At 65.0% G+C, this 22,560-nt stretch carries 20 protein-coding genes; 8 read left to right on the forward strand and 12 right to left on the reverse strand.

Annotation, left to right across the window (positions count from 1 at the left end):
* Positions 1-108: 108 nt before the first annotated feature.
* The 4 genes from dnaJ to grpE all read right to left on the reverse strand — a co-directional run bounded on the left by dnaJ (position 109) and on the right by grpE (position 5,063).
* Positions 109-1,233, reverse strand: a complete 1,125-nt coding sequence (gene dnaJ, locus VL52_RS13425; RefSeq protein WP_046157485.1) for a molecular chaperone DnaJ — start codon at positions 1,231-1,233, stop codon at positions 109-111.
* Positions 1,234-1,246: 13 nt separating this feature from the next.
* Complete coding sequence (locus VL52_RS13430; RefSeq protein ID WP_046157486.1) at positions 1,247-2,356, reverse strand: fatty acid desaturase family protein; 1,110 nt, start codon at positions 2,354-2,356, stop codon at positions 1,247-1,249.
* A gap of 118 nt (positions 2,357-2,474) precedes the next feature.
* A complete protein-coding gene (gene dnaK / locus VL52_RS13435) occupies positions 2,475-4,403 on the reverse strand; it encodes a molecular chaperone DnaK (RefSeq protein WP_046157487.1) in 1,929 nt (642 codons plus the stop codon).
* A gap of 114 nt (positions 4,404-4,517) precedes the next feature.
* The gene (gene grpE, locus VL52_RS13440; RefSeq protein ID WP_046157488.1) at positions 4,518-5,063 is read right to left on the reverse strand and encodes a nucleotide exchange factor GrpE; all 546 of its coding nucleotides are present in this window, start codon (positions 5,061-5,063) and stop codon (positions 4,518-4,520) included.
* Between the two features lie 440 nt (positions 5,064-5,503).
* Here grpE and aceA point away from each other — a divergent pair, with 440 nt between their 5' ends.
* Positions 5,504-6,802: an isocitrate lyase gene (gene aceA, locus VL52_RS13445; protein ID WP_046157489.1), complete on the forward strand. Its 1,299-nt coding sequence runs from the start codon at positions 5,504-5,506 to the stop codon at positions 6,800-6,802.
* 94 nt (positions 6,803-6,896) lie between these two features.
* The gene (gene rraA / locus VL52_RS13450; RefSeq protein ID WP_046157490.1) at positions 6,897-7,376 is read left to right on the forward strand and encodes a ribonuclease E activity regulator RraA; all 480 of its coding nucleotides are present in this window, start codon (positions 6,897-6,899) and stop codon (positions 7,374-7,376) included.
* Here rraA and VL52_RS13455 read toward each other — a convergent pair.
* Positions 7,373-7,780 (reverse strand): GFA family protein, encoded by a 408-nt coding sequence (locus VL52_RS13455; protein ID WP_021478193.1) that lies wholly within the window; start codon positions 7,778-7,780, stop codon positions 7,373-7,375. The genes rraA and VL52_RS13455 overlap by 4 nt on opposite strands.
* A gap of 166 nt (positions 7,781-7,946) precedes the next feature.
* Here VL52_RS13455 and VL52_RS13460 point away from each other — a divergent pair, with 166 nt between their 5' ends.
* Positions 7,947-8,744 carry a substrate-binding periplasmic protein gene (locus VL52_RS13460; protein ID WP_046157491.1) on the forward strand — a complete coding sequence of 266 codons (798 nt, stop codon included), beginning with the start codon at positions 7,947-7,949 and terminating at the stop codon, positions 8,742-8,744.
* Positions 8,745-8,814: 70 nt separating this feature from the next.
* Here the strand turns inward: VL52_RS13460 and panD are convergent, their stop codons facing one another.
* The 7 genes from panD to VL52_RS13495 form a co-directional block, all read right to left on the reverse strand.
* Positions 8,815-9,195: an aspartate 1-decarboxylase gene (gene panD, locus VL52_RS13465; RefSeq protein ID WP_046157492.1), complete on the reverse strand. Its 381-nt coding sequence runs from the start codon at positions 9,193-9,195 to the stop codon at positions 8,815-8,817.
* Positions 9,196-9,258: 63 nt separating this feature from the next.
* Entirely contained in the window at positions 9,259-10,092 is an 834-nt protein-coding gene (gene panC, locus VL52_RS13470) for a pantoate--beta-alanine ligase (protein WP_046157493.1), read from the reverse strand.
* A gap of 19 nt (positions 10,093-10,111) precedes the next feature.
* Positions 10,112-10,900 carry a 3-methyl-2-oxobutanoate hydroxymethyltransferase gene (panB, locus tag VL52_RS13475; RefSeq protein WP_046157494.1) on the reverse strand — a complete coding sequence of 263 codons (789 nt, stop codon included), beginning with the start codon at positions 10,898-10,900 and terminating at the stop codon, positions 10,112-10,114.
* 51 nt (positions 10,901-10,951) lie between these two features.
* Positions 10,952-11,587: a deoxynucleoside kinase gene (locus tag VL52_RS13480; protein WP_046157495.1), complete on the reverse strand. Its 636-nt coding sequence runs from the start codon at positions 11,585-11,587 to the stop codon at positions 10,952-10,954.
* Entirely contained in the window at positions 11,584-12,096 is a 513-nt protein-coding gene (folK, locus tag VL52_RS13485; protein WP_046157496.1) for a 2-amino-4-hydroxy-6-hydroxymethyldihydropteridine diphosphokinase, read from the reverse strand. The genes VL52_RS13480 and folK overlap by 4 nt, the downstream gene beginning before the upstream one ends.
* Positions 12,093-13,445 carry a polynucleotide adenylyltransferase PcnB gene (pcnB, locus tag VL52_RS13490; protein ID WP_046157497.1) on the reverse strand — a complete coding sequence of 451 codons (1,353 nt, stop codon included), beginning with the start codon at positions 13,443-13,445 and terminating at the stop codon, positions 12,093-12,095. Before pcnB ends, folK begins: the two co-directional genes overlap by 4 nt.
* Positions 13,446-13,562: 117 nt before the next feature.
* Positions 13,563-14,492, reverse strand: a complete 930-nt coding sequence (locus VL52_RS13495) for a LysR family transcriptional regulator (RefSeq protein WP_200896017.1) — start codon at positions 14,490-14,492, stop codon at positions 13,563-13,565.
* A 123-nt stretch (positions 14,493-14,615) separates the two neighbouring features.
* Here VL52_RS13495 and VL52_RS13500 point away from each other — a divergent pair, with 123 nt between their 5' ends.
* The 5 genes from VL52_RS13500 to VL52_RS13520 all read left to right on the forward strand — a co-directional run bounded on the left by VL52_RS13500 (position 14,616) and on the right by VL52_RS13520 (position 22,535).
* A complete protein-coding gene (locus VL52_RS13500) occupies positions 14,616-15,629 on the forward strand; it encodes a zinc-binding alcohol dehydrogenase family protein (RefSeq protein ID WP_046157498.1) in 1,014 nt (337 codons plus the stop codon).
* 146 nt (positions 15,630-15,775) lie between these two features.
* Positions 15,776-16,549: a glycine betaine ABC transporter substrate-binding protein gene (locus VL52_RS13505; RefSeq protein WP_046157499.1), complete on the forward strand. Its 774-nt coding sequence runs from the start codon at positions 15,776-15,778 to the stop codon at positions 16,547-16,549.
* Positions 16,550-16,763: 214 nt separating this feature from the next.
* On the forward strand, positions 16,764-18,281 hold the full coding sequence (locus VL52_RS13510) for an efflux transporter outer membrane subunit (protein WP_052729287.1): 1,518 nt from the start codon (positions 16,764-16,766) through the stop codon (positions 18,279-18,281).
* Positions 18,282-18,362: 81 nt separating this feature from the next.
* Positions 18,363-19,469 (forward strand): efflux RND transporter periplasmic adaptor subunit, encoded by a 1,107-nt coding sequence (locus VL52_RS13515; RefSeq protein ID WP_046157500.1) that lies wholly within the window; start codon positions 18,363-18,365, stop codon positions 19,467-19,469.
* 9 nt (positions 19,470-19,478) lie between these two features.
* Positions 19,479-22,535, forward strand: coding sequence for an efflux RND transporter permease subunit (locus tag VL52_RS13520; protein ID WP_046157501.1), 3,057 nt, complete (start codon positions 19,479-19,481; stop codon positions 22,533-22,535).
* Positions 22,536-22,560: the final 25 nt, after the last annotated feature.

The following is a 22,560-nucleotide window of genomic DNA, read 5'->3' on the forward strand; positions in this document are numbered from 1 at the left end:
TTCAGGAATGTGCGAACGGCCGCCCGATGGGCGGCCGTTTTGCTTTGCGACGCCCAAACAAAAACGCCAGCCTGAGGCTGGCGTTTTGCGCTGCGGGCGAAAAGCGGCTTATTCGAAGAAGTCGCGCAGCTTGTCCATGAAGGACTTGGAACGCGGATTGTGGGTGGCCACATCGCCCTGGCTGATCGCCTCGAACTCGCGCAGCAACTCTTTCTGGCGCTCGGTCAGCTTGACCGGGGTTTCCACCACCACATGGCAATGCAGGTCGCCGAATTCGGCACCGCGCACCGCCTTCACGCCCTTGCCGCGCAGGCGATAGACGCGCCCGCTCTGGGTTTCCGGCGAGATCTTCACCTTGGCCATGCCGTCTAGCGTCGGAATTTCCACCTCGCCGCCCAATGCCGCGGTGGAGAAGGAAATCGGCATCTCGCAGTGCAGGTCCATGCCGTCGCGCTGGAACACCGTGTGCTGCTTGATATGAGTGACCACATACAAGTCGCCCGCCGGGCCGCCATTCTGCCCCGGCTCGCCCTCGCCGCCCAGGCGGATGCGGTCGCCCTCGTCGACGCCGGCCGGGATCTTCACGTTCAGCGTCTTGGTGGTTTTCTTCTGCCCTGCGCCGTGGCAACTGGTGCACGGATCGGTGATCTGCTTGCCCGTGCCATGGCAAGTCGGGCAGGTTTGCTGGATCGAGAAGAAGCCCTGGCTCATCCTCACCTGGCCGTGGCCGCCGCAGGTGGCGCAGGTCTTGGGCTGGGTGCCCGGCTTGGCGCCGGTGCCGCTGCAGGTGGAGCAGGATTCGTGCGACGGGATGCGGATCTGTTTCTCGCAGCCGCGCGCCGCTTCTTCCAGCGAAATCTCCATGTTGTAGCGCAGATCGGCTCCGCGGTAGACATTGGAGCGCCCGCCGCCGTTGCCGCCCCGGCCGCCGCCGAAGATGTCGCTGAAAATGTCGGCGAAATCGCCGAAACCGCCGAAGCCCTGCCCGCCGCCCCCGCCGGCCTGCGGGTCAACCCCGGCATGGCCGAACTGGTCGTAGGCGCCGCGCTTCTGGCTGTCGGACAGGATCTCGTAGGCCTCCTTCACCTCCTTGAACTTGTCCTCCGCTTCCTTGCTGTCCGGATTGCGGTCCGGATGGTATTTCATCGCCAGCTTGCGGTAGGCTTTCTTGATGTCGTCGTCGGAAGCGTCTCGGTTGACGCCGAGCACGTCGTAGTAGTCTCGTTTGGACATCTTGCTGTCACTCTCAAATTCTGGTTGCCGCAGCAACAGGGCCCACGCTCAGCGCGGCCGGTTGTCGCCCCATCTGTTTCAAAAAGCGGAAATGCGCCCTCATCGCCGACCACACCGACTGGAACGACTGGTAGGGCATGCCATGCTCGCGACAGGCTTCGGCGACTATCCTGCTCAGCGCCGGATAGTGGACATGGCTGGTCTTGCGGAACAAATGATGCTCGACCTGGAAATTCAGGCCGCCCATGTAAAAAGTCACCAGGCGGTTACCGCAAGCGAAATTGGCCGTGGTTTTCAACTGGTGCACCGCCCACTCGTCCGCCATCTTGCCGTCGCCGTCCGGCAGCGGAAACGCCGCGCCTTCCACCGTGTGGGCCAACTGGAACACCACCGACAAGGTCAGGCCGAACAGCAGGTGCACGCCCAGGAAGGCCAGCAGCACATGCGAAAACGGATGGTACAAAGCAGGCAGAACCAGCGCATAGCCGATATACAGCAACTTGGTGGCCACGAAATAAGGCCATTCCCACCATGCCCGCTTCGGCAGCGGCGTGTCGCCGATCTTGCCGCGTATCATCTTGTGCCAATCGCTGAACAGCAACCAGAACAGCGTCAACAGGCTATACAGGACCACCGCGTACCAATGCTGCAGCCGGTGCCAGGGCCGCCACTGCGTGGCAGGCGACAAGCGCATCAGGCTGCCCAGCGCGATGTCGTCGTCCTTGCCCTCGACATTGGTGTAAGTGTGGTGCAGCACATTATGCTTCTGCTGCCACATGCTCTGGCTGCCGCCCAGCACTTCCATGCTGGAGCCCATCAGCCAATTCACCCAGCGCTTGCGCGAATAGCTGCCGTGCGCGCCGTCGTGCATCACGTTGAAGGCGATCAGCACCAGGCCCTGCGTCAGGCCGAAACCTGCCAGCAGCGCCGTCCACAGATGCTCCGCGCCCCACACCAGCATCGCGTAGCTGAAACCAGCCAGCGCGTAGGAAAACACAGTCTTGAAATGCAGCAGCCGATTGCCGGTGTGGCGTTGGCCGGTTTGCTGAAAATAGGCGTCAACCCGGGACTTCAGCGTTTCGAAAAACGGCCCTCGGGCCGAAAAGGTGATACGGGACGACATGCACTCTCCAAAAGACCGAACCTGAAGACGTCACGCAAACGCCGATGACCGGAGCAAGCCCCGGGGCTTCCCGGAGGGCTTGGCCCGGTCATCTGGCGCCATCATGACAAGACGGCTATCAGGCCTTGTCTTTCTTCACTTCTTCGAACTCGGCGTCCACCACATTGCCTTCGTCCTTCTTGTCGCCGGCGGCGGCTTGCGCGCCTTCGGCGCCGCCTTCCGCCTGAGCGGCCTGGGCGTACATGATCTCGCCCAGCTTCTGACTGGCCTTGGCCAGCTCTTCCGCCTTGGCTTCGATGGCGTCCTTGTCGTCGCCCTTCACCACTTCCTCGGCCGCCTTGATGGCGTCCTCGATCTTGGCCTTCTCGTCGGCGCCGATCTTGTCGCCATGCTCGGACAGAGATTTCTTGATGCTGTGGATCAGGCCTTCGGCGTGGTTGCGCGCGGTCACCAGCTCGTGCAGCTTCTTGTCTTCCTCGGCGTTGGCTTCGGCGTCCTGCACCATGCGCTCGATTTCAGCCTCGGACAGGCCGGAGGAGGCCTGGATGGTGATGTTGGCCTGCTTGCCGGAAGCCTTGTCCTTGGCGGACACGTGCAGAATGCCGTTGGCGTCGATGTTGAACTCGACCTCGATCTGCGGAATGCCGCGCGGCGCCGGAGGAATGTCGCCCAGATTGAACTGGCCCAGCGACTTGTTGGCGGCGGCCTTCTCGCGCTCGCCCTGCAGCACGTGGATGGTCACGGCGGTCTGGTTGTCGTCGGCGGTGGAGAAGGTTTGCGAGGCCTTGGTCGGGATCGTGGTGTTCTTCTGGATCAGCTTGGTCATCACGCCGCCCAGGGTTTCGATGCCCAGCGACAGCGGGGTCACGTCCAGCAGCAGCACGTCCTTGCGGTCGCCCGACAGCACCGAACCCTGGATCGCGGCGCCGACGGCCACCGCTTCGTCCGGGTTCACGTCCTTGCGCGGCTCCTTGCCGAAGAATTCCTTGACCGCGTCCTGCACCTTGGGCATGCGGGTCTGGCCGCCGACCAGGATCACGTCGGTGATGTCGGCCAGCGATACGCCGGCGTCTTTCAGCGCCACGCGGCACGGCTCGATCGAACGGGCGATCAGGTCGTCAACCAGGCTTTCGAACTTGGCGCGGGTGATCTTCATCGCCAAATGCTTCGGACCGGTGGCGTCCATGGTGATGTACGGCAGGTTCACCTCGGTCTGGGTCGCGCTGGACAGCTCGATTTTGGCCTTTTCAGCCGCTTCCTTCAGGCGTTGCAGCGCCATCACGTCCTGCTTCAGATCAACGCCCTGCTCCTTCTTGAACTCGGTGACGATGTAATCGATCACACGCTGGTCGAAGTCTTCGCCGCCCAGGAAGGTGTCGCCGTTGGTCGACAGCACTTCGAACTGGTGCTCGCCGTCCACGTCGGCGATCTCAATGATGGACACGTCGAATGTGCCGCCGCCTAGGTCGTACACCGCGATCTTGCGGTCGCCTTCCTGCTTGGCCAGACCGAAGGCCAGCGCGGCCGCGGTCGGCTCGTTGATGATCCGCTTCACTTCCAGGCCGGCGATGCGGCCGGCGTCCTTGGTGGCCTGGCGCTGGCTGTCGTTGAAGTAGGCCGGCACGGTGATCACGGCTTCGGTCACTTCCTCGCCCAGGTAGTCTTCGGCGGCCTTCTTCATCTTGCGCAGCACTTCGGCGGAGATTTGCGGCGGTGCCAGCTCCTGGTCGCGCGCCTTCACCCAGGCGTCGCCGTTCTTCGCCTTCAGGATTTCGAAAGGCATCAGGTCGATGTCCTTCTGCACTTCCTTGTCTTCGAAACGGCGGCCGATCAGGCGCTTGGCGGCGTAAATGGTGTTCTTCGGGTTGGTCACCGCCTGGCGCTTGGCCGGCGCGCCCACCAGAATCTCGCCGTCTTCGACGTAAGCGATGATGGACGGCGTGGTGCGGTTGCCTTCGGCGTTTTCGATGACTTTCGGGTTGCCGCCTTCTACCACTGCCACGCAGGAGTTGGTGGTGCCCAGGTCGATACCGATGATTTTACCCATGATGTATTCCTTTTCTCTATTCGTTCCGGCCTTGGCTTGTCTGATAGCCAGGGCCTGTTGTCTCAATAAATATTGGCTATGCCGCGCTTTTCAAGAGGGCGGCATCGGCCTTTTTTATGCTTTGGCCTTGGCCACCACCACCATGGCCGGGCGCAGCACGCGATCGGCCAGCAAATAGCCCTTCTGCATCACCCGCACGACGGTGTTCGGCTCGGCGTCGGACTCTTCGGCGCTCATCGCCTGGTGCTGGTGCGGATCCAGCTTGTCGCCGGCCTTGGGCGCGATGTCCTTGATCTGGGCTTTGTCGAAGGCGGAGACCAGCTGCTTCAGCGTCAGGTCCACGCCCATCTTCAGGGTGTCGATCTGGCCGCTCTGGTCCAACAGCGCCATTTCCAGGTAATCCTTGACCGTCACCAACTCGCCGGCAAACTTGCTGATCGCATATTTATGCGCAGCGGCCACTTCGTCCTGAGCGCGGCGGCGCTGGTTGTCCAGCTCCGCGCGGGCGCGCAGCAGGGTGTCGTTCAGTTCGGCGATTTCAGCTTCCAGCCCGGCGATATGCTGCTCGGGAGTCTGCTCCAGCTCGGTGTGCGCCTCGCTGGCGGTATCGGTCATTTCGTTTTCCACGGCTTCGGCCGCCTGGTTTTGGTTCTCTTGCATGACGTTTCCTCGGAATTGCACCGGCTAAATTGATGTCCAGACCCAAGGTAGGGACTTTCGCAGCGATTTCAAGCCCCGATCTGCATATCTCCACTCCAAGAAAAAATAATCAATGTGCGTATTTCTACTGCTGATTTTTCGTAAACAATGTTTTTGCCAAGCCCAAATATTCGTTTGAAGCAGCACATTGTTAGCTTATGAAAATGTTGTTTTTTTTCTGTGCTGCACCGCACACAACGCGATTTTTTTGTGCTTATAATGGCCGCACACCAAGGAGAAAACCGTTGCGGCGGTGCAAAAACGCAGCCCCGCTCGGCCAAGAAAAATCAGGTCGAACAGACCCGGTTTCGACAAAAATCCGGCACACCGGATACGCCGTACAGCCATCGAGGACGCCGGTTCGCCGGCGAGCACAGAAACGTTTCGAGAAGGGTTTCAATATGACGACTCGCGAACAACGCATTGCAGCCATCCAGAAAGACTGGGACGAAAACCCGCGCTGGAAGGGAATCAAGCGTGGCTACAGCGCCGCCGACGTCGAGCGCCTGCGCGGCTCGCTGCAGGTGGAGCACAGCCTGGCGCGCCACGGCGCGGAAAAGCTGTGGAAGCTGGTCAACAACGAACCGTACGTCAACTGTCTGGGCGCGCTGACCGGCGGCCAGGCCATGCAGCAGGTGAAAGCCGGCGTCAAGGCCATCTACCTGTCGGGCTGGCAGGTGGCGGCGGACAACAACGAATACTCGGCGATGTACCCGGACCAGTCGCTGTATCCGGTGGACTCGGTGCCCAAGGTGGTGGAACGCATCAACAACGCCTTCACCCGCGCCGACGAAATCCAGCACGCCAAAAACATCGAACAAGGCGACAAGGGCTATGTCGACTACTTCGCGCCCATCGTCGCCGACGCCGAAGCCGGTTTCGGCGGCGTGCTGAACGCCTATGAGCTGATGAAGTCGATGATCCGCGCCGGCGCCGCCGGCGTGCACTTCGAAGACCAGCTGGCCTCGGTTAAGAAATGCGGCCACATGGGCGGCAAGGTGCTGGTGCCGACCCAGGAAGCGATCCAGAAGCTGATCGCCGCCCGCCTGGCGGCCGACGTCTACGGCGTGCCGACGCTGGTGATCGCCCGCACCGACGCCGAAGCGGCCGACCTGCTGACCAGCGACGTCGACCCCAACGACGAGCCCTTCCTGACCGGCGAGCGTACCGCCGAAGGCTTCTACAAGACCAAGAAGGGTCTGGAGCAAGCCATCAGCCGCGCGGTGGCCTATGCCGACTACGCCGACCTGGTGTGGTGCGAGACCGGCACGCCGGACCTGGAGTTCGCGCGCAAGTTCGCCGAAGCCGTGCACGCGAAGCATCCGGGCAAGCTGCTGGCCTACAACTGCTCGCCGTCGTTCAACTGGAGAAAGAACCTGGACGACGCCACCATCGCCAAGTTCCAGCGCGAGCTGGGCGCGATGGGCTACAAGTACCAGTTCATCACCCTGGCCGGCATCCACAGCATGTGGTTCAACATGTACGACCTGGCGCAGGATTACGTGGCGCGCGGCATGTCCGCCTACGTCGAAAAAGTGCAGGAGCCCGAGTTCGCTGCCCGCGACCGCGGCTACAGCTTCGTGTCCCACCAGCAAGAAGTGGGCACCGGCTACTTCGACGACGTCACCACCGTGATCCAGGGCGGCGCCTCCAGCGTCACCGCGCTGACCGGCTCCACCGAGGAAGAACAGTTCCATTAAGCCGCCACAAGCGGCGCCCCCAAAGCCCGCGTACCCCGCGGGCGATGCCGCCCACCCTCACCGGTGGGCGGCATTTTCATATCTGGGAGACGACATGAGCTTGGCCACCACCGACCTGTGCGACGCTTTCGACGCGGAAATCCAGGTTCTGGACCCGATCTTTCAATCATTCGGCGGCAACCTCCGCTTTCACGGCCCGATCGCCACGCTGAAGCTGTTCGAGGACAACAGCCTGGTGCGCGAGACGCTGGGCGAAGCCGGAAACGGCCGAGTGCTGGTGGTGGATGGCGGCGGCTCTCGCCGTTGCGCGCTGCTGGGGGACCAGTTGGGCGAACTGGCGGTGAAGAACGGCTGGGCCGGGCTGGTGATAGACGGCTGCGTGCGCGACTCAGCCGCCCTGTCCAAGCTGCCGCTGGGCGTCAAGGCGCTGGCCGCGCATCCGCGCAAGTCGGTGAAGCTGGGCAGCGGCCAAAGGGATATCGCCGTGCGCGTCGGCGGCTGCGAGCTGCGGCCGGGACAATGGCTGTACGCCGACGAGGACGGCGTGGTCGTCAGTGCCCGGCAGCTGGCCTAGCCGCCGCAGCGCTGATGCACTGGCAGCGCGCTCTGCGCGTTGGCGGTGCCCCACTCCAGCCGCTGCTCCCACCAGGTATGATGCTCCGGCACCAGCACCTCGGGCGTGTCCAGCGAGGCGGCGGTGACGTCGATCTCTTCGGGATCGGACTCGTGGAAATAGGTGAGCGTGGAGCCGCAATGCGGGCAGAAGCCGCGCGACACCGCCGCCGACGAGTGGTACTGCATCGGCCGCTCGCCGCGCCACTCCAGCTCGTGCACCCGGATGGTGAACCAAGTGACGAAGGCGGCGCCGCTGGCCCGTCGGCAACTGCGGCAATGGCAATGGGTGATGTGGCATGGCGTGCCGCGCAAGCGATAGCGCACCGCGCCGCACAGACAGCCTCCAGTCAGGCCTACGCTCATCGACGCTCCTTCGCAGGATTGGAACGCGGCATTCGCCGCCTCTCCATTTCACTATGCCTCAGCCATGCTGCAAGTGCAAAAAAACCATTGCGCCAGGCCCGTCAGGCATCCCGGACAGATGGCAAACGCCGCATACAATGGAATATGCACTTCTTGGGAAACCGCCATGCGCCGCATCCTCTCCGCCGTCTTGCTCTGCCTGACTCTGCCTCATGCGCCCGCCTCGGCCCAGGAACCCGACCGCTCGCCGGTGCACATCTGCGACGACGGCGACGAATGGCCGCCGTACACCTATTACCGCCGGGCCGACGGCAAGCCGACGACCGAGATCACCGGTTTTTCGGTAGAAGTGATAAGCGCCATTCTCGGCAAGCACGGCATACCGTTCTCCATTGTCCTGCCGCCGTGGAAACGCTGCCTGGCCTCGATAGAGGCGGGTGAGAACTACGTGATGGCGCTCAGCGCCAGCAAGAACCCGGACCGGGAGAAACGCTTCCTGTTTTCATCGCCCTACTACCAGACTCATTATTACGTGTTCTACTCGAAAGACCGCTTTCCCCAGGGGCTGAAGCTGGACAGCCAGGCCGATCTCAACCGCTACCGGCTGGGCGGCGTCAAAGGCTATGCCTATGCCAGCCTGGATAGCGTGGACAAGAGCAGGATGATACTCGCCGCCAGTTATACCGAACTGGTTAAGATGATGAAGGCCGGCCGGCTGGACGTGTTCGCGGAGGACTATGAAGTGATGGCCGGCCTGGCCAGCATAGGCACGCTGGACGTGATCGGCGACGCGGCCATCGGACACGCTCCGCTGCCCGGCACCCATCCCAACCCCTTCCACATGATTTTCAGCCGCAAAAACCCGCGCAGCGAGGCATTGCGACAGCTGGTGGACGAAGAGCTGGAATCGATGCGGCGCTCCGGCCAGTTGGCGCGCCTGCTGGCCAAGTACGTCAAACGCTAGCAAAAAAGCAAATCGCCGCGGGCGGCCCGTTCGGACTGCCGAGCGGCGACAAGGCAAAGCGAATGGATGATCAGGCCGGCTGGGTCGGCGTGGCGCCCTTCACTTCGGTGAGGCGGTTTTCGCCGTCGACGAACACCAGCCTGGGCGAATGGCCCTTCAGCTCGGCGTCCTCGTACTGCGCGAACGAGGCGATGATCAGCAAATCGCCCGGCGCGGCGCGGCGCGCGGCCGAACCGTTGACCGAGATCACGCCGGAGCCGCGCTCGGCCTTGATCGCGTAAGTGGCGAAACGCTCGCCGTTGGTGACGTTCCAGATCTGCACCTCTTCGTACTCGAGAATGTCCGCCGCTTCCAGCAGATTCTCGTCGATGGCGCAGGAGCCGATGTAATGCAGCTCCGCATGCGTGGTGGTCACGCGGTGGAGCTTGGATTTGAGCATATTGCGTTGCATGGCAGTTTTCCTTCTCGTTCCGTTTCGCGGTGTCCGGCGCGGCGTCGGCCGCGCCGGCGACTCTCAGCGGAATACCTCGATATTGTCGATCAGACGGGTCTTGCCCAACCGCGCGGCGGCCAGCGCCACCAGCCGCTTCTCCCCGGCGTGGGCGATTTCCAGCGTGTCGGCCTGACGCACTTCCACGTAATCCACGGTCCAGCCGGCGGCGGCCAGATCGTCGCGCGCGGCGTTCTCCAGCGCGGCGTAGTCCTGGCTGCCGGCCAGCAGGCCGTCGCGGATCATGGACAGGTTGCGGTACAGCCGCGGCGCCTCGGCGCGCTCCTCGGCCGACAGGTAGCCGTTGCGCGACGACAGCGCCAGGCCGTCGGCGGCGCGGCCGGTGTCCACCGGGACGATTTCGATCGGCGAGTTCAGGTCGGCGATCATCGCCTGGATCACGTGCAGCTGCTGGTAGTCCTTCTTGCCGAAACAGGCCAGGTCAGGCTGCACGATGTTGAACAGCTTGGTGACCACGGTGGCCACGCCGCGGAAGTGCCCGGGACGGAAGGCGCCGCACAGCTCGTCCTGGATGTGCGGCGGCTCGACGTTGAAGTCCTGCCGCACGCGCGGATACAGCTCGCGCTCGGTCGGGAAGAACAGCGCGTCCACGCCGGCGGCGGCCAGCTTGGCGCAATCGGCGTCGAAAGTGCGCGGATAGGCGTCGAAGTCCTCGCCCTGGCCGAACTGCAGCCGGTTGACGAAGATGCTGACCACCACTTTTTCGGCGCGTTCTCGCGCCGCGGCCACCAGCTTCAGGTGCCCCTCATGCAGATTGCCCATCGTGGGCACGAAAGCCAGCTTGCCCGCCTGCTTGCGCCAGGCGCGCATCTCGGCCACGGTACGGATGATTTCCATCTCTCGTTCTCTTCCGGGCTCAGTAAGTGTGTTCCGCCGCCGGGAAGGATTGGTCCTTCACCGCCTTGACGTAGGCTTGGACAGCGCCCTGGATGCTGCCCGCCTCTTCCATGAAATTCTTGACGAACTTGGCCTTCTTGCCCGGATACACGCCCAGCATGTCGTGCAGCACCAGCACCTGCCCGGAAGTATCCGCGCCGGCGCCTATGCCTATGGTCGGCACCTTGACGGTTTCGGTGATCTCTTTGGCCAGCGGCGCCGGCACGCACTCCATCAACACCAGGCTGGCGCCGGCTTCGGCCAGCGCCTTGGCGTCGTTCAGGATGCGCTGCGCGTCCTCGCCCCTGCCCTGCACGCGGTAGCCGCCGAACATGTTGACGTACTGCGGCGTCAGGCCGATGTGGGAGCAGACCGGGATGCCGCGCTCCACCAGGAAGCGGGTGGTCTCGGCCATATAGGCGCCGCCTTCCAGCTTCACCATGTGGGCGCCGGCCTGCAGCAGGCGCGCTGCGTGGGCAAACGCTTGCTGCGGGCTTTCCTGGTAGGCGCCGAAAGTCATGTCGCCGAGGATCAGCGCGTTCTTGCTGCCGCGGGCCACGCAGCGGATATGATAGAGCATGTCCTCCTCGCTGACCGGCAGCGTGGAGTCCACGCCTTGCATCACCGGTCCCAGCGAGTCGCCGACCAACAGAATCTCCACGCCGGCGTCATCCAGCAAGCTGGCGAAGCTGGCGTCGTAGCAGGTCAGCATGGTGATCTTCTGGCCTTCTTCCGCCAGCTTGTGCAGGGTATTGACGGTTATTTTCATTTCTCGGCTTCCTCGTGTTCCATCTGCGGCGTCGCGCGGGAACCAACCCGGTCAGACGCTCTTGTTGAAATAACTGCGCTGGCCGCGCATTTCTGCAATGCAGCGGATCAATAACTCGAAGTCCTCGCCGCCGTCCACCAGATTCAAATGATCGGTGTTGACGATCAGCAACGGCGCCGACTCGTACTGATGGAAAAACTCGCTGTAGCCGGCATGCACGCGCTTGAGGTAGCCCTCGGGGAAGTTCACCTCGTAGTCGACCGCGCGCGCAGCCACCCGCTGCAGCAGGATGTCCTCGGACGCCTGCAGATAGATCACTAGGTCCGGCACCGGATGCTCCGGCAACGCCAGCCTTGCCAGGCGCTGGTAGACCGCCAGTTCGTGCTCGTCCAGATTGAGGCGGGCGAACAACGCGTCCTTTTCGAACAGGAAGTCCGACACCTGCGGCGCAGCCTGCAGCTCGCCGCTGATCATCTCGCGCGCGATGTCCGCCCGCTGCAGCAGAAAGCTCAGCTGGGTGGACAGCGCGTGGGCCGGCATATTGCGATAGAAGCGCGGCAGGAAGGGATTGGCGGCCGGGTCCTCGGCTTTCAGTTGCACGCCCCAGTACTCTGACAGCCGGCGGGCCAGCGAAGATTTGCCCGAGCCTATCGGCCCCTCCACCACCACGTATCGCAATTGACTCATGCTTGTTCCTGTTTGTTCGGGTTGGCCTCGTCGTCCAGGCGCTCCACGCCGTCGCCGGCCAGCGCCGCCGCCAGCGCGACCACGTCGCCGACGCCCGGCAGCGTCGATCCGCCGGCGATCTCGGCCAGAGGCGCCATCACGAAGGCGCGCTCATGCATCCGGGGATGAGGCAGGATCAGCCGCGGATCCTCGAGAAAGACGCCATCGTAATACAACAAGTCAAGATCCAGCACCCTTGGCGCGTTGCGGAAGCTGCGTTCGCGGCCGAAGCGTTGCTCCAGCGCCAGCAATTCATCCAGCAGCCGGTGGGGCGGAAGCGCGGTGTCCAGCAGGGCCACCGCGTTGATGAAATCGGGCTGGTCGGCGTAACCGACCGGCGCGGTGCGGTACAGCGAGGAGTGGCGGACCATCTCGGTCTCGGCCAAATGGCCAAGGGCCGCGAGAGCGGCCCTGACCTGCTGTTCCGGCTGCTCCAGATTGCTGCCCAGAGCCACGTAGGCCAGCGTCACTCGGCGCTCTCCCCCGCGCCCTCGGGCTTGCGGCGGCCGCTGCGCCGGCGGCGGCGCTTCTTGGCCGGCTCCTCGGCGCCGCCTTCTTTCGCCTCGGCGATCAGGCGCTCGCACTCGTCGCCGTCGGCGCGCTGGAAGCGCTCCCACCACTCGACCAGGGCGCTCGGCACTTCGCCGGCCTCGCTGCGCAGCGCCAGGAAGTCATAGGCGGCGCGGAAGCGGGGCTGCTCGAGGAAACGGTAGGGACGGCCGCCGGTGCGGCTGTCGAAGCGCGCCTGCAGCGTCCAGATTTCGCGCATGGTCACGCTGAAGCGGCGCGGGATGGCGAAATCGTTGTCCTGTTCGTTCTCGACATCGGAAATGGCGTCCAGCAGCGCCGGCAGGCTCTTCTCGCCGGCCTCGCAGCGGCGCTGCCAGCCCTGGGCCACCTGGCGCCACAGCAAGGTGGCCAGCAAGAAGCCTACGGAAATCGGCTTGTCGGCGCGCAGGCGGGCGTCGGTGCTGTCCAGGCTCAGCTTCAGGAAGGCGTCTTCGCCGCCCTTGTCGTCGATCACCGCGTCCAGCAGCGGGAACACGCCGCGCGCCAGGCCTTCCTCGCGCAGCTTTTTCAGGCAGGCGTAGGCATGGCCGGACATCAGCAGCTTGAGCAATTCATCGAACAAGCGGGCCGGCGGCTCCTTCTTCAACAGATGGGCGTGGGAACGGATCGGCTTCTTGGTGTCCTCGTCGATCTCGAAGCCCAGCTTGGCCGCCAGGCGCACCGCGCGCAGCATGCGCACCGGGTCTTCCTGATAGCGGCGCGCCGGCTGGCCTATCATCACCAGCTTCTTGGCGTGCAGATCCCTGACGCCGTTGTGGTAGTCGATGACGGTTTCGTTGGACGGATCGTAGAACAGCGCGTTGACGGTGAAGTCGCGTCGGTGCGCGTCCTCTTCCTGGCTGCCGAAGCTGTTGTCGGCCATGATGCGGCCGGTTTCATTGGTGTCGTCGACGCTGCCGCCGCGGAAGGTGGTCACCTCGATGGTTTCCGGGCCCATCATCACGTGGACGATGCGGAAACGGCGGCCGATGATGCGGGAGCGGCGGAACAGATGATGCACCTGCTCCGGCGTGGCGTTGGTGGCCACGTCGAAGTCTTTGGGCGACACGTCCAGCATCAGGTCGCGCACGGCGCCGCCCACCACGAAGGCGGAGAAGCCGGCCTCCTGCAGACGGGAGGTCACGCGCAGCGCGGCGTGGCTGAGCTGGTCGCGGCGAACGCCGTGCTGCGGCAGCGGATAGACGCGCGGCTTGCCGCGGCGCTTGCCCATGGGCAATTCCAGAACTTTACGGATGAGCTTGCGGATCATTTGGAAGATAGTGGCTTGGAATGCTGGATTCGCAAGGTTAGAGATTCAAGGTCGCGATTATAGCCCGAATCCCCGCGGAAAATACACATCGGCCCTTCCCTCCCCAGGAAACTTGTTTCAATCGGCGCGGTCCGCGCCGGGTTCCGCCAGATACTGTTCTAGGCAATGTTGCAGATGCGCGCGCAGCGCTGCCACCGCCGGCGACAGCATCAAGCGGTGCGGAGTCACCAGGCACAGGGGCGTCGCCTCGGTCTCGTAGCCGGGCAGCAGGCGCGCCAGCCGTCCGGCGCGCAGATCGGCCAGCACATCGAGCCGGGACTTGTAGGCGATGCCGCAGCCGTCCACCGCCCAGCGCCGCACGATCTCGCCATCGTCGCTGAGCCAGCGCCCCCCCACCGCTACCGTCTGCCGCTCGCCATCCCGCTCGAAGCTCCAGCGCTCGTGCACCGCCGTTCCCAACACCATCCTCAGGCACTGGTGGCCGCGCAAGGCCTGCGGCGTCTCCGGCGCGCCATGGCGGGCCAGGTAGCCCGGCGACGCGCACAACACGCGGCGGTTGTCCGGCATCAGCGGCAGCGCCACCAGGCTGGAGTCCTCGGGCACGCCGTAGCGCAGCGCCACGTCCACCGGCTGGCGGTAGAGATCGGCCACGCGGTCGCTGATCCGCAACTGCAGGCCCAGCCCGGGATGCGATCGCAAAAAATCGTCCAGCCAGGGCCTGAGCAGGTTGCGCCCCAGATCCGACGGCATCGACAGCGACAGGCTGCCGGACAGTTCGCGCCGGTCCTGCTCCAGCGCCAGCCTGCCCGCCTGCAGCGCGTCCAGCGCGCCGCGGGCGTGCTCCAGATAGCGCTCCCCGGCCAGCGTCAGCCTCAGGCTGCGGGTGGAACGCGCCAACAACTGCGCGCCCAGCGCCTGCTCCAGCCGCTTCAAGGCGGCGCTGGCCACCGCGGGACTCAGGTCCAGCTGCCGCGCGGCCGCCGACAGGCTGCCATTGTCCGCGGCGCGGATGAACACCTGCAAATCGTCTACTCGAACCATTTTCATCAAAATTTTTTTGAAACTGATTCATATATTAGCCGGATTTTCTTCAAACCAAACCGCAATACCATGCGAGGCATCACGAAGGCGGACCTCTGCGCCGCCCGGATAGCAAACAAGGAAACCGAAATGAAAGCCGTCGCCTACTACCAAAGCCTGCCCATCTCCCACCCAGAAGCGCTGCAGGACGTGCAGCTGCCCGACCCAGCCATCGGCGAGCATGACCTGCTGGTGGAAGTGAAAGCCATCTCCGTCAACCCGGTGGATGTCAAAGTGCGCGCCAATATGGCGCCGGAAGCCGGCCGGGCCCGCGTGCTGGGCTGGGACGCGGCCGGCGTGGTGCGCGCCGTCGGGGCCAAGGCCAGCCTGTTCCAGCCGGGCGACCGCGTCTGGTACGCCGGCGCGTTGCAACGGCCCGGCGCCAACAGCGAGCTGCACGCGGTGGACGAGCGCATCGTCGGCAAGATGCCGGCCAGTCTGGATTTCGAAACCGCCGCCGCGCTGCCGTTGACCGCCATCACCGCCTGGGAATTGCTGTTCGACCGCCTGCAGGTGCTGGCCAACCCGCAGCCATCCGGCAAGAAGCTGCTGGTGGTCGGCGCGGCCGGCGGCGTCGGTTCCATCCTGGTCCAGCTGGCGCGCCAGCTGACCGGCCTCACCGTGATCGGCACCGCGTCGCGGCCGGAAACCCAGGCCTGGGTCAAGGAACTGGGCGCGCATCACGTGATCGACCACAGCCAGCCGCTGAGCCGGGAGCTCAAACGCATCGGCGTCGATCAGGTCGACTATGTCGCCAGCCTGAACCAGACCGACCAGCACTTCGGCGAAATCGTCGAATCGCTGACGCCGCAGGGCAAGCTCGCGCTGATAGACGACCCGGCCGCGCTGGACATTGCCCAACTGAAGCGCAAGAGCCTCTCGCTGCACTGGGAGTTCATGTACACCCGCTCGATGTTCGCCACCGACGACCAGATCGAACAGCACAAGCTGCTGACCGAACTGGCGCGGCTGGTGGACGCCGGCATCGTCAAGAGCACGGTGGCCGAGCGCTTCGGCGCGATCAACGCCGCCAATCTCAAGCGCGCCCACGCGCTGCTGGAAAGCAATACCGCCAAAGGCAAGATCGTGCTGGCCGGTTTTTGAAAACCGCTAGCCGCAAGGGCAGCAAGAAAGCATCGCCGTCCTTGCCTGCGCTCGCGGCGAATGCCGCCGACCGGTCCGGCGCGACGCTCCGGACCGGCTCCACGCCTGCCGCACGGCGCGGCAGGCGCCCCCATTAAGGGATCGCAATGACTGCCAACCGCCTCACCCTGATCACGATAGACCTCTCCTTCCATGCCGCCAGCGCCGCGGCGGTGGCCGCCGTTTTGGACCGGCACGGCGTGGCGGTAGAAGAACGCCGCGCGCCGCACGAGCGCGCGTTCGAACTGCTGGCTGCCGGCCAGGTCGACATGCTGTGCAGCGCCTGGCTGCCCGGCAGCCACGGCGCCTATCTCGCGCCGATAGCGGACGAAGTCGAAAAGCTGGCCGCGCTTTACGCCCCCTACGCGCTGTGGGGCGTGCCCGACTATGTGCCGACAGAGGCCGTCGCCGCGATCGCCGACCTGAAAAAGCCGGAAGTCTCGGCGCGGATGGTCAAGAAGATACAGGGCATCAATCCCGGCGCCGGCATCAGCCGCTTCTCCCGCGAAATCATCTCCCGCTACCGGCTGGACGAGGATGGCTACCATTTTGAAAACGGCAGCCTGGAGGACTGCGTCTCCGCGTTCGAGCAAGCCGTCGCGCGGCGCGACTGGACGGTAGTGCCGCTGTGGCAGCCGCAATTCCTGCACTGGCGCCACCGCATCCGCGAACTGGCGGACCCGGAAAACCTGTTGCGCGGCCCAGACCAGGCGACGCTGATCATCCGCAAGGACGCGCTGGCCCGCTTGCCGCCAGCCGCCGTAGACGGCTTGCGCGCGCTGCGGCTGGGCAACCGCGCCGTCGCCTGGCTGGACCATCTGATCAGCCGAGAGGGAATGACGCCGGATGCTGCGGCGCGGCAATGGCTGTCTTCCATCTGAGCATCCGCCCGAATCGGAGCGACAACCATGTTCAACAAGACGACATTCACAAAACCACACCATCAACCCAGTAGACATATGAACGAAATCCAGAGAGCATACGGGATTCATTCCCTTGCTCCGCCCAAGAGAGCCCTCGCAAGGGAAGAAATCGGGGAAGGCCGCAGATCCGGATGATGGCCGCGCGGCATTCCTGCACATTCAGGAGCACGCTGTGTATTCCAGATCCAATCCTCCATCCGCCCGTCGGCGGCAGCCCGCCGCCGGCAGGCCGTCCTGGCGCCGCCTCGCGCTGCTTGCCCTGGTTCTGTCCCAGGCCGGCTGCGCGGTCGGCCCAGACTTCAAATCCCCCACCCTTCCGGACGCCGCCAAACGCGGCTATTCGGAGTCGGCGCTGCCGGCAGCCACCGCCGGCACCGAACGGGCCGGTTCCGCCGGCACCGGCCAGCGGCTGGTCAACGGCGGCGAATTGCCCGCCCAATGGTGGACGCTGTTCCGCTCGCCGGAACTGGACCAGCTGATCCGCGCCGCGCTGGAGCACAACCCCACGCTGGAAGCCGCCCAGGCGGCGCTGGTCCAGACCCGCGAGAACTACAACGCCGCCTCGGGCAGCCTGCTGTTCCCCAATGTCAACGCCCAGCTGGGCGGCGGCCGGCAGCGCGCGATCCTGACCGGCACCAACCCCAGCGAATTCAACTTCTACAGCGCCACCGTCAACGTGTCGTACACGCTTGACCTGTTCGGCGGCTCCCGCCGCCAGCTGGAAGGCCTGATGGCGGCGGCCGACTACCAGCGCTTCCAGACCGAGGCCGCTTACCAGACGCTGGTCGCCAACGTGGTCACCGCCGCGGTTCAGGAAGCTTCGCTGCGCGGCCAACTGGCGGCGACGCAAGAATTGCTGAAGGCGCAGGTAGCCCAACTGGCCATCGTCGACAAGCAGGTGGCGCTCGGCGCCCAGGCCCGCTCCGCGTCGCTGAGCCAGGGCACGCTGGTGGCGCAGACCCGCGCCCAGCTGCCGCCGCTGGAAAAAGCGCTGGCGCAAACCCGCAACCTGCTGGCGACGCTGGTGGGCCGCTTCCCCGGCGAAGGCGGCCTGCCGGAGTTCCGGCTGGAATCGCTGAAGCTGCCGGACGAACTGCCGGTGTCGCTACCGTCCGACCTCGCCCGCCAACGCCCTGACATCCGCGCCAGCGAGGCGCTGCTGCACCAGGCCAGCGCCAATGTCGGCGTCGCCACGGCGAACCAGTATCCGCAGATCACCCTCAGCGGCAGCTACGGCACCCAGCACACGGCGCTGCCCAACATGGATGTCGGCAACACCTTGTGGAACGTCACCGGCGGGCTGCTGCAGCCGCTGTTCAACGGCGGCGCGCTCAGCGCCAAGCGCCGCGCGGCCGAGGCGGCCTATCGGCAGGCGGAGGCGCAGTACCGGGCGACCGTGCTGAAGGGCTTCCAGAATGTCGCCGACAGCCTGCGCGCGGTGGAAGCCGACGCCATGGCGCTGAAGGCCCAGGCCGACGCCGAGTCCCAGGCGCGCGAGTCGCTGGAGGTGCATACCCGGCAGTACAAGCTGGGCGGCATCAGCTACCTGGCCCTGCTGGACGCCGAACGCAGCTACCAGCAGGCCAAAATCGGCCTGATCCAGGCCCAGGCCGCCCGCTATAGCGACACCGCGGCGCTGTTCGTGGCGCTGGGCGGCGGCTGGTGGAAACAGCCGGCGGCCGCCAACTGACCGACAGGACACACGCATCGCCCGCCGCGAGCGGCGGGCCGGCCAATACGAATCGCCATTAAATCAAAGAGAAGACGAATCATGACCAAGCGAATGTTGATCATGCTGGGCTGCGTGCTGGCGCTGGTGGTGGCGCTGGGCGTGGGCTTTTTCCTCCACATCCAGAAGCTGATCGCCAGCTCGCCCAAGCCGGGGCCCCAGACAGTGTCCACCACGGTGGCCAAGATGCAGGAATGGCAGCCGCAGCTGGGCTCGGTGGGCACGCTGTCCGCCGTGCACGGCGTGGATGTCAGCAGCGAAGTGGCCGGCCAGGTGCGCAGCCTGCACTTCAAGTCCGGCGAAGACGTGAAAGCCGGCGAGGTGCTGGTGCAGCTGAACGCCGATTCCGACGTCGCCCAGCTGCGCGCGCTGCAGGCCGCGGCCGAGCTGGCGGCCACCACGCTGAAGCGCGACCGCGCGCAGCTGGCCGTGCAGGGCGTCAGCCAGGCCCAGGTGGACGCCGACGAGGCCGACCTGAAGAGCAAGAAGGCCCAGGTGGCGCAGCAGGAGGCGCTGGTAGCCAAGAAGACGATACGCGCGCCGTTCGCCGGCCGCGTCGGCATCACCCCGGTCAATCCCGGCCAGTACCTGAACCCGGGCGACAAGATAGTCACGCTGCAAACCATCGATCCGGTCTACATCGATTTCTACCTGCCGCAACGCCAGATCGCCCAGATCCGTCCGGGCCAGCCGGTCAAGGTGAAGAGCGACGCCTTCGGCGCCCAGCAGTTCCACGGCAAGATCAATGCGATCAGCCCCAAGATCGACCCCGCCACCCGCAACGTCCAGATCCAGGCCACCATCGCCAATCCGAAACGCCAGCTGCTGCCCGGCATGTTCGGCAACGCCACCGTGGACGTGGGCAGCAAGCAAAGCCGCCTGACGCTGCCGCAGACCGCGATCACCTACAACCCGTACGGCTCGACCGTATTCATCGTCCAGAAGGGCAAGAACGGCCCCGAGGCGCAGCAGGTCTTCGTCACCACCGGCGACACGCGCGGCGATCAGGTGGCGATCACCGGCGGCCTGAAGGACGGCCAGGAAGTGGTGACCAGCGGCCAGCTGAAGCTGAAGACCGGCACGCCGATCACGGTCAACAACTCGGTGCGCCCATCGGATAATCCGAACCCGACGCCGCAAGAACACTGAGGCAGCGCCATGAACTTTACCGATATCTTCATCAAGCGGCCGGTGCTGGCCACGACCATCAGCCTGCTGATCGTCGTGCTCGGCCTGCGCTCGCTGTTCGGCCTGCCGATCAACCAGTACCCGCAGACGCAGAACGCGGTGGTGACGATTTCCACCACCTACTACGGCGCCGACGCCAAGACCGTGGCCGGCTTCATCACCCAGCCGCTGGAGTCGGCGATCGCCCAGGCCCAGGGCATCGACTACCTGTCGTCCTCCAGCAGCAACGGCGTGTCCACCATCACCGCCACGCTGCGGCTGAACTACGACGCCAACCGCGCGCTGACCCAGATCAACACCCAGGTCAACTCGGTGAAGAACCAGTTGCCGGCCCAGGCGCAGCAGCCGGTGCTGACGGTGCAGACCGGCCAGACCACCGACGCGATGTACATGGGTTTCTACAGCAACACGCTGCCGACCAACAACGTCACCGATTACCTGGTGCGCGTGGTCAAGCCCAAGCTGGACTCGGTTCCCGGGGTGCAGACCGCCGAAATCCTGGGCGCGCGCCAGTTCGCGCTGCGCGCCTGGCTGGATTCGGCCAAGATGGCGGCCTACGGCGTCACCGCGGCCGACGTCAGCGTCGCGCTGGCCAGCAACAACGCGCTGAGCGCGCCGGGCTCCAGCAAGGGTCAGATGGTGACCATCCCGCTGACCGCCGACACCGACTTGCACTCGGTCGCCGAATTCAAGCAGCTGGCGATCAAGCGCAACGGCGACGCCATCGTGCGCCTGGAGGATGTGGCCACGGTGACGCTGGGCTCGGAGAACTACGACTTCAACGTCGCCTTCAGCGGCGTGCGCTCGGTATTCATCGGCATCAAGGTGGCGCCGGAAGCCAACATCCTCGACGTGGCGGCGCGGGTGCGCAAGGCCTTCCCCGCCGTCCAGCAGCAATTGCCCACCGGCCTGACCGGCCAGATCGTCTACGACTCCACCGACTTCATCAACACCTCCATCCATGAGGTGGTGAAGACGCTGCTGGAAGCGCTGGTGATCGTGACCGTGGTGATCTTCCTGTTCCTGGGGAGCTTCCGCGCGGTGGTGGTGCCGGTGATCGCGATGCCGCTGTCGTTGATCGGCACCTTCTTCATCATGCTGATGCTGGGCTACTCGATCAACCTGCTGACCCTTCTGGCGCTGGTGCTGGCCATCGGCCTGGTGGTGGACGACGCCATCATCGTGGTAGAGAACGTGGACCGCCACATGCGCGAGGGCAAGACGCCGTTCGAAGCCTCCATCATCGCCGCCCGCGAGCTGGGCGGCCCCATCCTGGCGATGACGGTGGTGCTGGTGGCGGTGTACGTGCCGATCGGCTTCCAGGGCGGCCTGACCGGCGCGCTGTTCACCGAGTTCGCCTTCACGCTGGCGGCGGCAGTGACGGTGTCCGGCGTGGTGGCGCTGACGCTGTCGCCTATGATGTGCTCGCGTTTCTTCAACGCCGACATGGACAACAGCCCCTTCGTCCACGCCATCGACCGCACCTTCGAGCGCGTGCGCCACGGCTATCGCCGCCTCCTGCACAGCCTGCTGGAAACCTGGCCGGTGCTGATCGTGATGGGCGCCATCCTGATCGCGCTGCTGGCGGTGATGTTCAAGATGTCCAAGTCGGAGCTGGCGCCGGAAGAGGACCAGGGCATCGTGCTGTCCCAGGTGGTCGGCGCGCCGACGGCCACCTCGGACCAGATGCAGACCTACGCCAACCAGGTGTTCCAGGTGGCCAAGGGCATGCCGGAATACCAGCAGATGTTCCAGATCACCGGCGTGCCCACCGTCAACGCCGGCATAGGCGGCGTGCTGTTCAAGCCGTGGGATCAGCGCTCGCGCAGCGCGCACGAGATCCAGATGGACCTGCAATCGCGCTGGAACAAGATCGCCGGCGCGCGCGTGGCGGCGTTCCAGTTCCCGCCGCTGCCGGGCGCCTCCGGCCTGCCGGTGCAGTTCGTGATCAACACCACCGAACCGTTCGAGAACCTGAACCAGGTGGCGCAGCAGGTCATGGACAAGGCGCGCGCGTCCGGCAAGTTCTACTTCCTGGACTCCGACCTGAAGATCGACAAGCCGCAGGCCACGGTGGTGATGGACCGCGACAAGATCACCGCGCTGGGCCTGAGCCAGCAGGACGTCGGCAACGCGCTGAGCGCGGCGCTGGGCGGAGGCTACGTCAACTACTTCTCGATCGAGGGCCGTTCCTACAAGGTGATCCCGCAGGTGCAGCAGGTAGACCGGCTCAATCCTTCGCAGCTGCTGGACTACTACATCAAGACGCCCAACAACGGCGTGATCCCGGTCGGCACCGTGGCCACGCTGAAGTACGACGTGGTGCCGCAGTCCATCACCCGCTTCCAGCAGCTCAACTCTGTGACCATCTCCGGCGTGCCGGGCGTGTCCCAGGGCGAAGTGCTGCAATACCTGCGCGACACGGTGCAGCAAGTGGCGCCGACCGGCTATTCGGTCGACTACTCGGGCCAGTCGCGCCAGTTCATGCAGGAATCCGGCGGTTTCCTGGTGACCATGCTGTTCGCGGTGATCATCGTGTTCCTGGCGCTGTCGGCGCTGTTCGAAAGCTTCCGCGACCCGGTGGTGATCCTGGTGTCGGTGCCGCTGGCGCTGTTCGGGGCGATGATCTTCATCTTCCTGGGCTTCTCCTCGCTCAACATCTACACCGAGGTGGGCCTGGTGACGCTGATGGGCCTGATCAGCAAGCACGGCATCCTGATCGTCGAAGTGGCCAACGAGCTGCGCAAGACCGGCCTGTCCAAGCGCGAGGCGATCGAGGAGGCGGCGTCCATCCGGCTGCGCCCCATCCTGATGACTACCGCGGCGATGGTGTTCGGCGTGATCCCGCTGGTGATCGCCTCCGGCGCCGGCGCGGCCGGCCGCTACGCGATGGGCCTGGTGATCTTCACCGGCCTGTCCATCGGCACGCTGTTCACGCTGTTCGTGGTGCCGGCGATGTATATGTTCATCGCCTCGCGCCGCGAAGAGAAGGCTCAGCCGGCGCTGGAAGAAGCCGCCCAGCACTGACCCTCTCTCCTGCGCTATGATCCGA

The organism is Chromobacterium vaccinii (assembly GCF_000971335.1).
Classification (GTDB): Bacteria; Pseudomonadota; Gammaproteobacteria; order Burkholderiales; family Chromobacteriaceae; genus Chromobacterium; species Chromobacterium vaccinii.

Bases quoted from the DNA above. Each gene is read 5' to 3' on its own strand.
- dnaJ (WP_046157485.1), bottom strand. From the start codon at position 1,233: ATGTCCAAACGAGACTACTACGACGTGCTCGGCGTCAACCGAGACGCT.
- VL52_RS13430 (WP_046157486.1), bottom strand. From the start codon at position 2,356: ATGTCGTCCCGTATCACCTTTTCGGCCCGAGGGCCGTTTTTCGAAACG.
- dnaK (WP_046157487.1), bottom strand. From the start codon at position 4,403: ATGGGTAAAATCATCGGTATCGACCTGGGCACCACCAACTCCTGCGTG.
- grpE (WP_046157488.1), bottom strand. From the start codon at position 5,063: ATGCAAGAGAACCAAAACCAGGCGGCCGAAGCCGTGGAAAACGAAATG.
- aceA (WP_046157489.1), top strand. From the start codon at position 5,504: ATGACGACTCGCGAACAACGCATTGCAGCCATCCAGAAAGACTGGGAC.
- rraA (WP_046157490.1), top strand. From the start codon at position 6,897: ATGAGCTTGGCCACCACCGACCTGTGCGACGCTTTCGACGCGGAAATC.
- VL52_RS13455 (WP_021478193.1), bottom strand. From the start codon at position 7,780: ATGAGCGTAGGCCTGACTGGAGGCTGTCTGTGCGGCGCGGTGCGCTAT.
- VL52_RS13460 (WP_046157491.1), top strand. From the start codon at position 7,947: ATGCGCCGCATCCTCTCCGCCGTCTTGCTCTGCCTGACTCTGCCTCAT.
- panD (WP_046157492.1), bottom strand. From the start codon at position 9,195: ATGCAACGCAATATGCTCAAATCCAAGCTCCACCGCGTGACCACCACG.
- panC (WP_046157493.1), bottom strand. From the start codon at position 10,092: ATGGAAATCATCCGTACCGTGGCCGAGATGCGCGCCTGGCGCAAGCAG.
- panB (WP_046157494.1), bottom strand. From the start codon at position 10,900: ATGAAAATAACCGTCAATACCCTGCACAAGCTGGCGGAAGAAGGCCAG.
- VL52_RS13480 (WP_046157495.1), bottom strand. From the start codon at position 11,587: ATGAGTCAATTGCGATACGTGGTGGTGGAGGGGCCGATAGGCTCGGGC.
- pcnB (WP_046157497.1), bottom strand. From the start codon at position 13,445: ATGATCCGCAAGCTCATCCGTAAAGTTCTGGAATTGCCCATGGGCAAG.
- VL52_RS13495 (WP_200896017.1), bottom strand. From the start codon at position 14,492: ATGAAAATGGTTCGAGTAGACGATTTGCAGGTGTTCATCCGCGCCGCG.
- VL52_RS13500 (WP_046157498.1), top strand. From the start codon at position 14,616: ATGAAAGCCGTCGCCTACTACCAAAGCCTGCCCATCTCCCACCCAGAA.
- VL52_RS13505 (WP_046157499.1), top strand. From the start codon at position 15,776: ATGACTGCCAACCGCCTCACCCTGATCACGATAGACCTCTCCTTCCAT.
- VL52_RS13515 (WP_046157500.1), top strand. From the start codon at position 18,363: ATGACCAAGCGAATGTTGATCATGCTGGGCTGCGTGCTGGCGCTGGTG.
- VL52_RS13520 (WP_046157501.1), top strand. From the start codon at position 19,479: ATGAACTTTACCGATATCTTCATCAAGCGGCCGGTGCTGGCCACGACC.